At 62.6% G+C, this 12,221-nt stretch carries 14 protein-coding genes and 2 riboswitches; of the genes, 2 read left to right on the forward strand and 12 right to left on the reverse strand.

Going from position 1 to position 12,221, the window contains the following annotated elements:
• Positions 1–12: 12 nt before the first annotated feature.
• Positions 13–137: riboswitch (glycine riboswitch) on the reverse strand.
• Positions 138–238, reverse strand: a riboswitch (glycine riboswitch).
• Positions 239–291: 53 nt separating this feature from the next.
• The 9 genes from Q8R81_RS13695 to Q8R81_RS13735 all read right to left on the reverse strand — a co-directional run bounded on the left by Q8R81_RS13695 (position 292) and on the right by Q8R81_RS13735 (position 6,660).
• Positions 292–969, reverse strand: a complete 678-nt coding sequence (locus Q8R81_RS13695; RefSeq protein WP_305618710.1) for an NAD(P)H-binding protein — start codon at positions 967–969, stop codon at positions 292–294.
• Positions 962–2,134 (reverse strand): deoxyguanosinetriphosphate triphosphohydrolase, encoded by a 1,173-nt coding sequence (locus Q8R81_RS13700; RefSeq protein ID WP_305618711.1) that lies wholly within the window; start codon positions 2,132–2,134, stop codon positions 962–964. Before Q8R81_RS13700 ends, Q8R81_RS13695 begins: the two co-directional genes overlap by 8 nt.
• Before the next feature lie 7 nt (positions 2,135–2,141).
• Positions 2,142–2,831 carry an aspartate/glutamate racemase family protein gene (locus Q8R81_RS13705; protein ID WP_305618712.1) on the reverse strand — a complete coding sequence of 230 codons (690 nt, stop codon included), beginning with the start codon at positions 2,829–2,831 and terminating at the stop codon, positions 2,142–2,144.
• Between the two features lie 82 nt (positions 2,832–2,913).
• Complete coding sequence (locus Q8R81_RS13710; protein WP_305618714.1) at positions 2,914–3,234, reverse strand: hypothetical protein; 321 nt, start codon at positions 3,232–3,234, stop codon at positions 2,914–2,916.
• Positions 3,234–4,646 (reverse strand): NAD(P)(+) transhydrogenase (Re/Si-specific) subunit beta, encoded by a 1,413-nt coding sequence (locus tag Q8R81_RS13715; protein ID WP_305618716.1) that lies wholly within the window; start codon positions 4,644–4,646, stop codon positions 3,234–3,236. The genes Q8R81_RS13710 and Q8R81_RS13715 overlap by 1 nt, the downstream gene beginning before the upstream one ends.
• A complete protein-coding gene (locus Q8R81_RS13720; RefSeq protein WP_011445494.1) occupies positions 4,646–4,930 on the reverse strand; it encodes an NAD(P) transhydrogenase subunit alpha in 285 nt (94 codons plus the stop codon). The genes Q8R81_RS13715 and Q8R81_RS13720 overlap by 1 nt, the downstream gene beginning before the upstream one ends.
• Positions 4,931–4,932: 2 nt before the next feature.
• Complete coding sequence (locus Q8R81_RS13725; protein ID WP_305618718.1) at positions 4,933–5,406, reverse strand: endonuclease domain-containing protein; 474 nt, start codon at positions 5,404–5,406, stop codon at positions 4,933–4,935.
• Positions 5,403–6,518: an NAD(P) transhydrogenase subunit alpha gene (locus tag Q8R81_RS13730; RefSeq protein WP_305618720.1), complete on the reverse strand. Its 1,116-nt coding sequence runs from the start codon at positions 6,516–6,518 to the stop codon at positions 5,403–5,405. The genes Q8R81_RS13725 and Q8R81_RS13730 overlap by 4 nt, the downstream gene beginning before the upstream one ends.
• Before the next feature lie 19 nt (positions 6,519–6,537).
• Positions 6,538–6,660, reverse strand: a complete 123-nt coding sequence (locus tag Q8R81_RS13735; protein WP_305618722.1) for an aa3-type cytochrome c oxidase subunit IV — start codon at positions 6,658–6,660, stop codon at positions 6,538–6,540.
• A 191-nt stretch (positions 6,661–6,851) separates the two neighbouring features.
• Between Q8R81_RS13735 and Q8R81_RS13740 the strand changes: the two genes are divergently transcribed.
• Positions 6,852–8,270, forward strand: a complete 1,419-nt coding sequence (locus Q8R81_RS13740; RefSeq protein ID WP_305618724.1) for a sigma-54 dependent transcriptional regulator — start codon at positions 6,852–6,854, stop codon at positions 8,268–8,270.
• A gap of 19 nt (positions 8,271–8,289) precedes the next feature.
• Complete coding sequence (locus tag Q8R81_RS13745) at positions 8,290–9,057, forward strand: SDR family NAD(P)-dependent oxidoreductase (protein WP_305618725.1); 768 nt, start codon at positions 8,290–8,292, stop codon at positions 9,055–9,057.
• On the opposite strand, the gene folP is transcribed toward Q8R81_RS13745, so the two are convergent.
• The 3 genes from folP to Q8R81_RS13760 all read right to left on the reverse strand — a co-directional run bounded on the left by folP (position 9,054) and on the right by Q8R81_RS13760 (position 12,219).
• Positions 9,054–10,160, reverse strand: a complete 1,107-nt coding sequence (gene folP / locus Q8R81_RS13750; RefSeq protein ID WP_305618726.1) for a dihydropteroate synthase — start codon at positions 10,158–10,160, stop codon at positions 9,054–9,056. The two genes, Q8R81_RS13745 and folP, sit on opposite strands and share 4 nt — an antisense overlap.
• Positions 10,161–10,268: 108 nt before the next feature.
• Complete coding sequence (locus tag Q8R81_RS13755) at positions 10,269–11,426, reverse strand: site-specific DNA-methyltransferase (protein ID WP_305618728.1); 1,158 nt, start codon at positions 11,424–11,426, stop codon at positions 10,269–10,271.
• Positions 11,427–11,628: 202 nt separating this feature from the next.
• On the reverse strand, positions 11,629–12,219 hold the full coding sequence (locus Q8R81_RS13760; RefSeq protein WP_305618730.1) for a ribonuclease HII: 591 nt from the start codon (positions 12,217–12,219) through the stop codon (positions 11,629–11,631).
• Positions 12,220–12,221: the final 2 nt, after the last annotated feature.

Here is a 12,221-nt window from a genome sequence, read left to right on the forward strand (position 1 = left end):
TAAGCGCCATTTGGCGCCCCCTCTGTCACGGAAACCTGAGAGCTTTCCCCCGCCCGCCTCTCCAGACGGGTTTCATGGGGTTACCCCTTCGGCGGCCCTTCCCTTTGCGGGAAGTGACTCTTTCCAGAGCGTCGCTATCGACCAACGCGGTCCATTTGCCTGAGAGATTCCGGGGCGGTTGCTCCTTCGGCGTCTCTCGATCCTGAACGAATCGAGAGAACTCTCCCGCGCGATCAGCGACGGCTCTTCATCGCTGCACTGCAGCGTGAAGTCAACACGGGTAGCCAGCCCTTATCGACGGTTCAGAATGCGGCGGAATTCATCGTGTTGATGGATGAAACGGCCGCGCGGCTTTGCGCCTGCCAGTGCAAGGACGACGCGCGCAAGGTTGCTGTCCTTGACCGAGCGATAGCGGCGCAGCTTGCCGAGCATGAGCAGATCGGCCAGCGGGCTGAGGACCATGCCGAGGCGTTCTGCCGGGCGCGCGGGGCCTTCGCGGTGACCGCGCAGCAAGCCGGGGCGCAGCAGATCGAGACGGTCAAAGTGCAGCTTGGCGAGCTTGTCCTCAACCTCACCCTTGACCGAAAGGTAGAAGTTTTTCGCCCCCAACTCCGCGCCGACCGAGGAGACGACGATGAGCTGGCGCGCGCCTGCAGCCTTGGCGGCGGCCGCGCATTCCAGCACGAGGTCATGGTCCACCGCGCGGAAAGCGGCCTTGTCACCACCCACGGCCTTGATCGTGGTGCCGAGCGCGATGACCACGGTATGCGGGCGCCCGGCGGCGATGGCATCGGGCCAGTGCTCGGTATCGGACAGCAGCATTTCCATGCGCGCGCCCTTGGGCAGAGGCACTTCGCGGCGAGCGACGGCGACGAGGTGGATGTCCGAGCGGCCAACAGCCTCAGCCATCACGGCGCGGCCAATCAGGCCGGTGGCACCGATGAGGACAACGCGGGTTTGGTCAGACATTTCTAAGCCCTTCGGGGGTCTGGCCGAACAGTTTGGTGTAGCTGTCGATGGCGTAGCGATCCGTCATGCCGGAGATGAAATCGGCGATATGACGCGTGCGCGCGGGTTCGGGTTCGGGCAGTGTCGAACGCCAGCTTTCGGGCATTTGTGATGGGTCTTGGGCATAGGCGGAGAAGAGAGCGGCGATCACTTCGCGAGCACGGTCTGCGGTCTGGCGCTGCTCATCGTGGAGGTAGAGGCGCTGGTACATGAACTGCTTGAGCGCGCGCTCCTGCTCACCCATCGCGGGGGAGAAAATGGCCAGCGGGCAGCCAGCGGCGCGCACCTCTTCAGCACTGGAAACGCCGGTTTGCGCGATGTTGGCCTGTGTGGTGGCGATCACATCGTTTACCATGTGACCAATCTGGCCGCGTACCAGCTCACGCAACATCCGGTCCTGCGGAGCGGCGGGAAACCTCTGTTCGATGGCACGCCATTGGTCGGCAACCGACGGCAGTTCAAGCAACTGGTCGAGGCACAAGAACCCGGCGCGCAGGCCGTCGTCAATGTCGTGGTTGTCGTAGGCGATATCGTCGGAAATGGCGGCGACTTGCGCTTCGAGTGAGGCGAAGGTGGTCAAGTCCAGCGGGAACGCCTTGTCCAGCTCGTCAAGCGCCCAGGTGGGCTTCAGAATCGGGCCGTTGTGCTTGGCAAGCCCTTCTAGCGTTTCCCATGTGAGATTCAGCCCCTCATGCCCGCAATATGGGCTTTCGAGGCGCATCAGTACGCGCAGGGTGTTGGCGTTGTGGTCAAAGCCCCCTGCTCCGGCCATCGCCTCTTCCAGCGCATCTTCTCCGGCGTGGCCGAACGGGGGGTGGCCGATATCGTGGGCAAGGCACAGGGCTTCGGTCAGATCCTCGTCCAGCCCCAATGCACGGGCGATGACGCGGCCGATCTGGGCGACTTCGAGGCTGTGGGTAAGGCGGACGCGGTAGTGATCGCCGTCGGGCGCGATGAACACCTGAGTCTTGTGGCGCAGGCGACGGAAGGCGATGGAGTGGATGATGCGGTCACGGTCGCGCTGAAATGCGCTGCGTGGCCCGCGCGAGGCCTTTTCATCGGTGCCGAATTCGCGCCCGCGCGTGTGCGCAGGGTTGCTGGCGTAGGGGGCGCGGCCCTCTATCATAGTCAGCTCAGCCGAGAATCCAGTCGACCGCGGCCTGCGCATGGATGCGGGTGCAATCATAGATTGGCAGCACGTTGGCATCCACGTCGATCACCATGTCCAACTCGGTGCAGGCCAGCACCGCAGCCTGTGCGCCGCGCTGTTCCATGTTGGTGAGCATGGTCTTGAACGTCCGTTCGGCTGCGCGGGTGGCTTTACCCTGCATCAGTTCATCGTAGATGATGCCGTCGGTCGCATCGACCTCTTCCATGACTGGCGGCAGCAGGCTGATTCCCTGCGCGATCAGGCGTTTGCGGTAAAAGCTTTCCATCACGACGTAGCGTGTGCCCAGCAGTGCGGCGGTTTCTATGCCGTCGGCCTTCATCTTTGCAGCGACCGCATCCGCAATGTGGATCACCGGGATCGATACCGCACCCGCGACATCGTCATAGACCTTGTGCATCGAATTCGCGCCGATCAGCAGCGCGGTAGCTCCTGCCTGTTCGAGGCGGCGGGCGCTTTCTGAAAGGATCGCTGCGGCGCGCGCCCACTGGTCTGGCGTGGCAAGGCGGGCGAGGCCATCGAAATCGAGGCTTTCGATCAGGAGTGGCGCGCTCGACAGCGTAGAGGTGCGCGCCTGCACCAGTTGGTTGATGTCTTCGTAATACGTGCGAGTGGAAAACCAGCTCATGCCGCCGATAAGGCCGATCTTGCGCAAAGCGATAACTCCTGCGGGCTGGAAACACCCCTGACGGGCAAGGCCTTACGAAAGGTGGCGCGGCAGGTCCAGTGGGCTGGAGCTACTTCTTCTCGGGCGCGAAGCCGGTGGCACACAAGGCGGCAGCGCTGGTCGTCACGCCGAGCAGTTCGGCATCGCCGAGGCGGCGGACGGTCAGCACATAGTCCGACAGGCCGCGCTTGGGGGCCTGCAGCGATTGCAGTCGCTGAAGCTGGCCGAGCGTAAGCCGGTCGGTCATGCGCTCGGCCATGCAGGCAGCGTTTGCATCGGACAGGCCCGCGTCGACGAGTGCCGAGCGGACCTTTCCATATGCCAATTTTGATGGCGTGCAGGCCCCTGCCGCAATGGCGAAAACCAGAACGGCGGGGGCGACGCGCCTCATCAGTGGGCCAGCGACTTGACGATATCCTCGACCATCTTCTTGGCGTCGGCGAGGAGCATCATGGTCTGGTCCATGTAGAACACGTCGTTGTCGACGCCAGCGTAGCCGACCCCGCCCATCGAGCGCTTGACGAAGAAGATCGTCTTAGCCTTGTCCACATCGAACACGGGCATGCCGTAGATCGGGCTGGACTTGTCGGTCTTTGCCGCCGGGTTCACCACGTCGTTCGCGCCGATGATGAAGGCAACGTCAGCCTGCGCGAACTCGCTGTTGATGTCTTCCAGCTCGAACACTTCATCGTAGGGCACGTTGGCTTCGGCCAGCAGCACGTTCATGTGGCCGGGCATGCGACCTGCCACCGGGTGGATGGCATATTTGACGTTGACGCCTGCTTTCTTGAGCACGTCACCCATTTCGCGCAGCGCGTGCTGGGCCTGCGACACTGCCATGCCGTATCCGGGGATGATGATGACGGTTTCGGCTTCCTTCATCATGTAGGCTGCGTCTTCGGCGGAGCCGCGCTTCCACGGGCGCTGCTCTTTGGCTGAGCCGCCCGCTGCTTCGGGTGCTGCGCCAAAGCCGCCTGCAATCACCGAGATGAAGCTGCGGTTCATCGCCTTGCACATGATGTACGAAAGGATCGCGCCCGACGAGCCGACGAGTGCGCCGGTGACGATCATCGCGGTGTTCTGCAGCGTGAAGCCCATCGCGGCTGCTGCCCAGCCCGAATAGGAATTGAGCATCGAGACGACCACCGGCATATCCGCGCCGCCGATCGGGATGATCAGCAGGAAGCCGATGATGAAGGCCAGAACGGTGAGCGTGGCGATGACCCAGACCGACTGGTCCTGCGTGAACCATGCCACGAGGCCGATGATCGCCAGCAGCGTGCCGAGATTCAGCACATGGCGACCGGGCAACATGATCGGCGAACCGCTCATCTTGCCGGCCAGCTTCAGGAACGCGATGATCGAGCCGGAGAACGTGATCGCGCCGATGGCAATGCCAAGGCCGAGTTCGATGCGGCTGACCGGATTGATCTCGCCATTCGGCAGCATGATGCCGAAAGCGTCGGGATTGAGGTAGGCAGCGAGGCCGACCATTACCGCCGCAAGGCCGACCAGCGAGTGAAACGCAGCGACGAGCTGCGGCATGTCAGTCATCGCGATGCGCTTTGCGATGACAAAGCCAATACCACCGCCGATGGCCAGCGCCACGAGGATTTCCGGCAAGCTCGCGATGGAATGCGTGAGCAGCGTGGTGACCACCGCGATGGTCATGCCGATCATGCCATAGCGGTTGCCCGCACGGCTGGTGGCGGGGCTGGAAAGCCCCCGCAGCGCGAGGATGAACAGAACGCCCGAGACGAGATAGGCCAGCGCGACCCAGGGAGAGGGAGCGACGTGTTCCATCACTTCTTCTCCTTCTTCTTGTACATCGCCAGCATTCGCGCGGTAACCGCAAACCCGCCGAAGATGTTGACCGAAGCCAGCACCACCGCGCCCAGCCCCAGCCACTTGGCAGACGGGCTACCCGCAGCCGCCGAGGCCACCAGCGCACCGACCACGATCACCGAGGAGATGGCGTTCGTCACCGCCATCAGCGGCGTATGCAGCGCCGGAGTGACCGACCAGACGACGTAGTACCCGACAAAGCAGGCGAGCACGAAAATGCTCAGGATCGATATGAAGTCCATTGTTACCCTTCCTCCCCGGCACGGGGAGGGGGACCATCCGTAGGATGGTGGAGGGGGCTATCCGCACGCGCGACGATGGCTTCGGCAGTACCGACCACATCCGCGAGTATGCGCTTCGCCGAAATCCTCAAAACCCTGTACCCGTTCTCGACCAGAAATTTAAATCGATGTGTATCGTTTATGGCGCGTTCGGTATCGTGGACCCAGCCTTCAACTTCTATGATGAGCCTTGCAGAGGCACAGTAGAAATCGGCGACGTAAGGCCCAACCGGATGCTGCCTGCGGAATTTCAGTCCCCTCGGACGTTGCCGCAGCAGTTGCCACAGCATGACTTCGGGCTTTGTCATGTCCCGCCGAAGTTGGCGAGCGCGGTAGACTACCGGGCGTTGTGTTGGGGGAGAACCCCCTCCACCCCCCTTCGGGCGGTCCCCCTCCCCGTGCCGGGGAGGATTGGGGACACGGCCCGGAGCGCTCAACCCAACAACCTCTCGTTCACCACCTTGCCGCCCTGCGTCAGGCGGATGGCGTTGCCGATTTCCTCGTCCAGAACGGGTTTGCCCTGTTCCTTGTCCCAGAAGGCCGAGAGGAAGTTGTACAGGTTGCGGCTGAACAGTGCCGAGGCATCGGCGGGCAGGTGCGCGGGCGTGTTCGAATAGCCGACGATCTTGACGCCGTGCTTTTCGACCACCTGATCGGGCACTGACCCTTCGACATTGCCGCCTTGCGCCACGGCAAGGTCGAAGATGACCGACCCGGGCTTCATCGTGGCGATCTGCGCGTCGCTGATCAGTCGGGGCGCGGCGCGGCCCGGGATCAGCGCGGTGGTGATGACGATATCCTGTTTGGCAATGTGGCTGGAGACCAGTTCGGCCTGCGCCGTCTGGTACTCCTCGGACATTTCGGTGGCATAGCCGCCTGCACCCTCACCTTCGATCCCGGCGACGTTTTCCACGAAGATCGGCTTGGCACCGAGCGACTGGATCTGTTCCTTCGTGGCAGAGCGCACGTCCGTTGCTGAAACCTGCGCGCCGAGGCGGCGAGCGGTAGCGATGGCTTGCAGGCCTGCAACACCTACACCCATGATGAAGGCTTTGGCTGCAGATACCGTGCCTGCCGCCGTCATCATCATTGGGAAAGCGCGGCCATAGAGATTGGCGGCGACCAGCACCGCCTTGTAGCCCGCGAGGTTGGATTGCGAGGACAGTATATCCATGCTCTGCGCACGGGTGATGCGCGGCATGAATTCCATTGCCAGCGCTTCAAAACCAGCGGCGGCATAGGCATCGACACGTTCACGCTTGGTGAAAGGATCGAGGCTGGCGACAATCCATGCGCCGGGATTGACACCCGATAGCTGATCTACGTCAGGCCCCTGCACGCCCAGCACGATGTCTGCACCGGCCACGGGGTTGTCGGTAACGTCCGCACCAACGGCACGGTATTCCTCGTCGGAAATCGAGGCGGTGACCCCTGCCCCGCTTTCCACGGCCACTGTGGCACCGAGGGCAATGAACTTCTTCACAGTCTCCGGCGATGCCGAAACCCTGCTCTCCCCTGCCGCGCGTTCCCGAAGGACGGCGATCTTCATTGCCCCCGCCACGGCGCTGTTACTGGATCACCAGGATGACCACGAGCACGAGCACGCAGATCAGCGGTGTGGACCACTTCACCAGATTGATGAAGCCGTCGTAGGTAGCCTTGGCGGCCTTGATGTCATTTGCAGGAGCCATGTTCTTCCCCAATGAAATTTACGCGCCCATTCCGGCGCAGCCTGACTGCTCTAGCGACGGGTTGCCTGGCACTCAAGTGCGCAGCGACCCGGACAGTTGAATCCGTTTTGACGCGCTTAATCGGCTCTTTACCCAATCCGGGTAGTCCTGCGCTCCTGACGCAAATGCGGGGGGAGTCAAAAGTACAGGTCATGCAGGAGTCCGAACAGCGCCTTCTCATGCTGATTGATGATGAACCCGCCCAGTGCCGCCTGATTTCGGCACTGGCTTCGCGGGAGGGATGGCGCACGATCATCGCCCGCGATTCGGAAAGCGCCATTGCTACGCTCGGCACGCGGCAGGGGATGCAGCTTGGCGCGATCATTCTGGACCAGTGGGTTCCGGGCGACGATGCTTGCGCGCTGATTGCCGAATTGAAAGCGCGCCGCCCTGCACTACCGATTCTGATGCTGACGACGAGCAGTTCGCCGCTTCTCGCAGTGGAAGCGATGCGTGCCGGCGCGACTGACTATCTGATCAAGCCGGTGGCTCCGGAACGCCTGTTGCAGGCGCTCCGCAGCGCGACCACGCGTGAAACCGATGCGATTGAACTGCAGCCGCTGACCGAAAAGCTGGGCGCTCCACTCGATTTCGATTCGATGATCGGTGCAGCGCCTGCCTTCCGTGCGGCCTTGGCCGTGGCAGCGAAGGCGGCTCGCACCCATTCCAACGTGATGATCGAGGGCGAAAGTGGCACCGGCAAAGAGATGCTGGTGCGCGCAATGCATGCCGCCAGCCCGCGCGCCAAGGCAGGCCTGCGGGCAATCAACGCAGGCGGCATTCCAGCCAACCAGATCGAATCCGCCCTGTTCGGCCACGAAAAGGGTGCGTTTGCCGGGGCGTTTGAGCGGCACGTGGGCCTTCTGCAACACGCCGATGGCGGCACGTTGGTGATTGATGAAATCGACCGACTGCCCGAGAATGTGCAGGAGCGGATGGTGCGCTTTGTTGAGCGCGGCGATGTGCAGCCGATTGGTGCGCGCCATTCATTCCGCGTTGATGTGCGCGTTATCGCCTGCGCCAACGCGGGAATTCGCGATCTGGTGGAAACAGGCGATTTCCGTTCCGATCTGCTTGCGCTGCTGACGCAAACGCATGTGACTTTACCGGCGCTACGTGAGCGGCCCGCAGATATTGCAGCACTCGCCCGCCATTTTCTGGCGCGAATCGGTGAACAGCCGGGTCTGAGGCCGCTGGGCATTACCGATGGTGCGCTGGCACTGCTGGGGGCCTATGACTGGCCGGGCAATGTTCGCCAGTTGCAGGCCACGCTGTTCCGGGCGGCGGTGTTCTGCGATGGGGAAGCCCTGACGCCGCAGGATTTTCCGAACCTTTCCAACCTGATCGGCGAGGGCAACCGGCGCGTACCGAGCGTGACCGACGGTGCTGGCATCACGCTATTTGCGGCCGACGGCAACTTGCGGCCGCTGGAAGATATCGAAGCCGATGTGATCCGGCTGGCCATCGGCCACTATCGCGGACGCATGACCGAAGTTGCACGGCGGTTGGGGATCGGACGCTCGACCCTTTATCGCAAGCTTTCCGAACTGGGAATCGACAACGCGGCCTGATTGGCGCTAGCCTTGGTCCATGTCTGGGGAATCCGAATTTGCAGGGCGCACCGCGCTCGTCACTGGCGCGGCATCGGGAATCGGTGCTGCGGCGGCTCGCTGGCTTGATGCACAAGGCATCGGCGAACTTTACCTGATCGATATTAACCGGCGCGGTTTGGATAAACTGGATCTTGGCTGCAAGGTTCATGCGCTTGGCGGAGATGTAACCGATCCCAATTTGTGGAAACTGTTCGAGCGCGAACTGCCACAGATCGATTATGCAGTGCTGAACGCCGGAATCGCCAGCGGTGGCGACATTGTCGATCTCGACATCGCAACCTGGCGCAAGACGATGGCAGTCAACCTTGATGGCATGTTCCTGTCGCTCCGGTCGGCGATGCGCGCGATGAAAAAGGCCGGGCGCGGCTCAATCGTCGCGACGGCTTCGGTGTCGGGCGTGAAAGCAGCGGCGGGTACGGCGGCCTATTCTGCATCGAAAGCTGCAACCATCCAACTGGCGCGCGTGGCAGCGGCAGAGGCAGCGAAGTTTGGCGTGCGTGTGAACGCAATTGCACCGGGTGGGGTCGATACAGGAATTTGGGACAGTGCCGAATGGTTCGCGCCACTGGTGGAGCAGCATGGCGGGCGAGCCGAGGCTCTGGCCGCTATGGCGAAGGACGCAACGCCGCTTGGCCGCTTTGCCAGTGCCGATGAAGTGGCCGCGCAGATCGGCTTCCTGCTGTCAGCCGCTGCCGCCACGATCACCGGCACGTGCCTTGTCAGCGACGGCGGCGTTTCGCTTTAAACCAACTGGCTGAAATCGGTCAGCGCGGCATCCCGCAGACCGCGCCACACGTGGAAGGCTTGCACGGTTTCTGCCACATCGTGGACGCGAACCATCTGGCACCCAGCGTCCATTGCCTTGATCGCAAGCATGACCGAGCCTGCCATGCGCTGGTGTGCGGGCACTTCGTTTGACAAGGCACCGATCATGCGTTTGCGGCTTGCGCCAAACAGGATCGGTTGGCCCAGCGCGTGAAACAGCGGCAGCGCGTTGATAAGCGCAAGGTTTTCTGCCAGCGACTTGCCAAAGCCGATGCCGGGATCGAGCAGGATCTTGTCGCGCGCGATGCCAGCGGCCAGCGCTGCATCGCGGCGTTCACGCAAGGCATCAAACACATCAAGCACGACATCGGCGTATTCGCCATCGGCATGAAGATCGCCGTCCGTACCGGGGGCATGCATCAAGACCACAGGAGCGCCGGATTTCGCCACAATTTCAGCGGTGCGTGGATCGTGGCGCATGGCCGAAACGTCATTGACGATGTGCGCGCCCGCCGCGAGGGCGGCTTCGATCACGGTGGAGCGGCGGCTGTCGATGGAGATGGCTGCGCCTGCTGATGCAAGCTTTTCGATCACCGGAACGACGCGCTTGATCTCGTCCCCTTCCCAAACGGCGGCGGCACCGGGGCGCGTGGATTCACCGCCAATGTCGATCAACCCTGCGCCGCCTGACAGCATGGCGTGAGCGTGATCGAGCGCTGCATCCGGCTTATCAAGGAACTGCCCGCCATCGGAAAAACTGTCTGGCGTGACGTTGAGAATGCCCATGATCTGCGGCTGATCGAGCCGGAGCATGCGCTGGCCGCAGGCAAGCGGAGCGTGGCTGCGACGCAGGTTTTCCCACTGGGTGGTGGCTTCGGCAGCAAGGGCATCGGGCAGCGCCGCAATGGCCGAGGGCATGTCTGCCGTGCCGAGGCGCTGGCGGGCGCTGACCTGTGCCCCATCGCGCACAATCAGTGCGAAGCGGCTTGCATAAGCCAGGCCGCCGCCGAGCCGCACCGCAGCGCCTTCTTCGGACTGCGGGCTGTCGGCAATGGCGATGGGACGGATGTAAACTGATGGCATTAGCGCGTCCCCGCGAAGGCGGAGACCTCTGGCGATCATGCACAAGAGGTTCCGCCGGGTTGCCTGAGGCCCCCGCCTGCGCGGGGGCGCGGTGGCGTTTTTAGGCTATCAGTCTTCCACAGCAAGCAGGTATAGCTGCCGTAGTGCGTCGATAGGCTTGACCTCGCCTTCGTGCTCGACATGCCAGAACGTCCAGCCATTGCAGGAAGGGGCGCCTTGCAGCTTTGCACCCAGACCGTGGATCGATCCCAGTTCGGCATCGGACTGGAGCGAGCCATCGGCGCGAACCACCGCGGTGAAGCGGCCTTTCTTCGCTGTAAGGCGCGTGCCGGGAGTGAGGTATCCGCTCTCCACCAGCGCGCCGAAGGCAACCTTGGGAGCGGAGCGCTTCGACTGCATGGTCACCAGCGACGATTCGTCCAGTGGCAGCGCCAGTTCGATACGCTCCAGCGCAACCTCGATGTAATCATCTTCGCGCTCGCAGCCGATCCAGTCGCGGCCCAGACGCTTGGCCACCGCGCCCGTCGTGCCCGTGCCGAAGAACGGATCGAGCACTACGTCACCCTTGTTGGTGGTGGCCAGCATCACGCGGTACAGCAGCGCTTCGGGTTTTTGCGTGGGGTGCGCCTTCGTGCCGTTGCGGCGCAGGCGTTCGGGGCCGGAGCAGATCGGCAGCACCCAGTCCGAACGCATCTGCAATTCATCGTTCAGCGTCTTCATCGCGCGATAGTTGAATGTGTACTTCGATTTCTCGCTCTTCGATGCCCAGATCAGCGTTTCGTGCGCATTGGTAAAGCGCGTGCCTTTGAAGTTGGGCATCGGGTTGGCTTTCCGCCAGATGATGTCGTTGAGAATCCAGAAGCCGAGATCCTGCAGGATCGTGCCGACGCGGAAGATGTTGTGATAGCTGCCGATTACCCAGATCGAGCCATCGGGCTTTAGCAGGCGACGCGCCTCTACCAGCCATTCGCGGGTGAACTGGTCATAGGTCGCAAAGCTGGAGAACTTGTCCCAGTCGTTCGTCACCGCATCAACATGGCTGCCATCCGGGCGCGCCAGATCACCACCCAGTTGCAGGTTGTATGGCGGATCGGCAAAGATCATGTCGATCGACGCATCAGGCAGCTTGCGCATTTCAGCAATGCAATCGCCGCGCAGGATCTGGTTGCGCGGAAGGGCAACGTCAGCCTTCAGCACTTTTGCCGGAGCGGCACGCAAAGCTTTGGCTTGAACCTTGAGCGCGCGCTCCTTGACTGCGACTACCATATCTCGTCCCTGACCCCTGTTGATAAGCCCCCGTTTGAGTCATCACGAGTCCCGCGTCAAGCCGCGACTCGCCGGATTCAGGCGAGTCGCGGCGCATCAAAAATGAGAACGGAACGAGTCCTTATCGATATGTAGAGTCTGCCCGCCACCGTAGGACTCAACATGTAGTGGTGTGCCCATACAGACTCACCGGCAACTTTTTTCAGAGCAGCAACAACTGCGCAACCGGACCGAAGCTGCGGCGGTGCAGCGGCGTTGCGCCGTGGGTGCGAAGGGCGGCAAGGTGTTCCGGGGTGCCGTAACCTGCGTTCCGCTCCCAGCCATAGTGCGGATGATCCACCGCCGCCGCGCGCATGATCCGGTCGCGATGTTCCTTGGCGATGATCGAGGCAGCAGAAATGCACGGCTCCAGCGCATCGCCGCCAACGATGGCGCGTGCAGGCCAGCACCATTCGGAGCGGCGGCCATGCGGGGTAAGATTGCCGTCTATCAGCACTTCGCCCACGCCCTCGTCTTTCGCCAATTGCTCACACAGTGCCGAAACCGCCAGCGTCATGGCCAGCATCGTCGCGCCGAAGATGTTCAGACGGTCGATCTCTTCCGGCTCCACCACACCCACCGCCCAGCGGCAACGGCGCTTTATCACCGCTTCCAATTCAGCGCGGCGTTTGGCGGAAAGCTTTTTGGAATCGTCCAGCCCCGATGGCCGCGGCTTGCACAGCACCACGGCGGCAGCAACCACCGGCCCGGCAAGTGGGCCACGACCGGCCTCATCCACCCCGATTGTCAGCATGG

Origin of the sequence: Novosphingobium sp., assembly GCF_030696665.1 — a bacterium.
Lineage (GTDB): Bacteria > Pseudomonadota > Alphaproteobacteria > Sphingomonadales > Sphingomonadaceae > Novosphingobium.

Bases quoted from the DNA above. Each gene is read 5' to 3' on its own strand.
- Q8R81_RS13755 (WP_305618728.1), bottom strand. From the start codon at position 11,426: ATGGTAGTCGCAGTCAAGGAGCGCGCGCTCAAGGTTCAAGCCAAAGCT.
- Q8R81_RS13720 (WP_011445494.1), bottom strand. From the start codon at position 4,930: ATGGACTTCATATCGATCCTGAGCATTTTCGTGCTCGCCTGCTTTGTC.
- Q8R81_RS13745 (WP_305618725.1), top strand. From the start codon at position 8,290: ATGTCTGGGGAATCCGAATTTGCAGGGCGCACCGCGCTCGTCACTGGC.
- folP (WP_305618726.1), bottom strand. From the start codon at position 10,160: ATGCCATCAGTTTACATCCGTCCCATCGCCATTGCCGACAGCCCGCAG.
- Q8R81_RS13710 (WP_305618714.1), bottom strand. From the start codon at position 3,234: ATGAGGCGCGTCGCCCCCGCCGTTCTGGTTTTCGCCATTGCGGCAGGG.
- Q8R81_RS13730 (WP_305618720.1), bottom strand. From the start codon at position 6,518: ATGAAGATCGCCGTCCTTCGGGAACGCGCGGCAGGGGAGAGCAGGGTT.
- Q8R81_RS13735 (WP_305618722.1), bottom strand. From the start codon at position 6,660: ATGGCTCCTGCAAATGACATCAAGGCCGCCAAGGCTACCTACGACGGC.
- Q8R81_RS13715 (WP_305618716.1), bottom strand. From the start codon at position 4,646: ATGGAACACGTCGCTCCCTCTCCCTGGGTCGCGCTGGCCTATCTCGTC.
- Q8R81_RS13760 (WP_305618730.1), bottom strand. From the start codon at position 12,219: ATGCTGACAATCGGGGTGGATGAGGCCGGTCGTGGCCCACTTGCCGGG.
- Q8R81_RS13695 (WP_305618710.1), bottom strand. From the start codon at position 969: ATGTCTGACCAAACCCGCGTTGTCCTCATCGGTGCCACCGGCCTGATT.
- Q8R81_RS13740 (WP_305618724.1), top strand. From the start codon at position 6,852: ATGCAGGAGTCCGAACAGCGCCTTCTCATGCTGATTGATGATGAACCC.
- Q8R81_RS13700 (WP_305618711.1), bottom strand. From the start codon at position 2,134: ATGATAGAGGGCCGCGCCCCCTACGCCAGCAACCCTGCGCACACGCGC.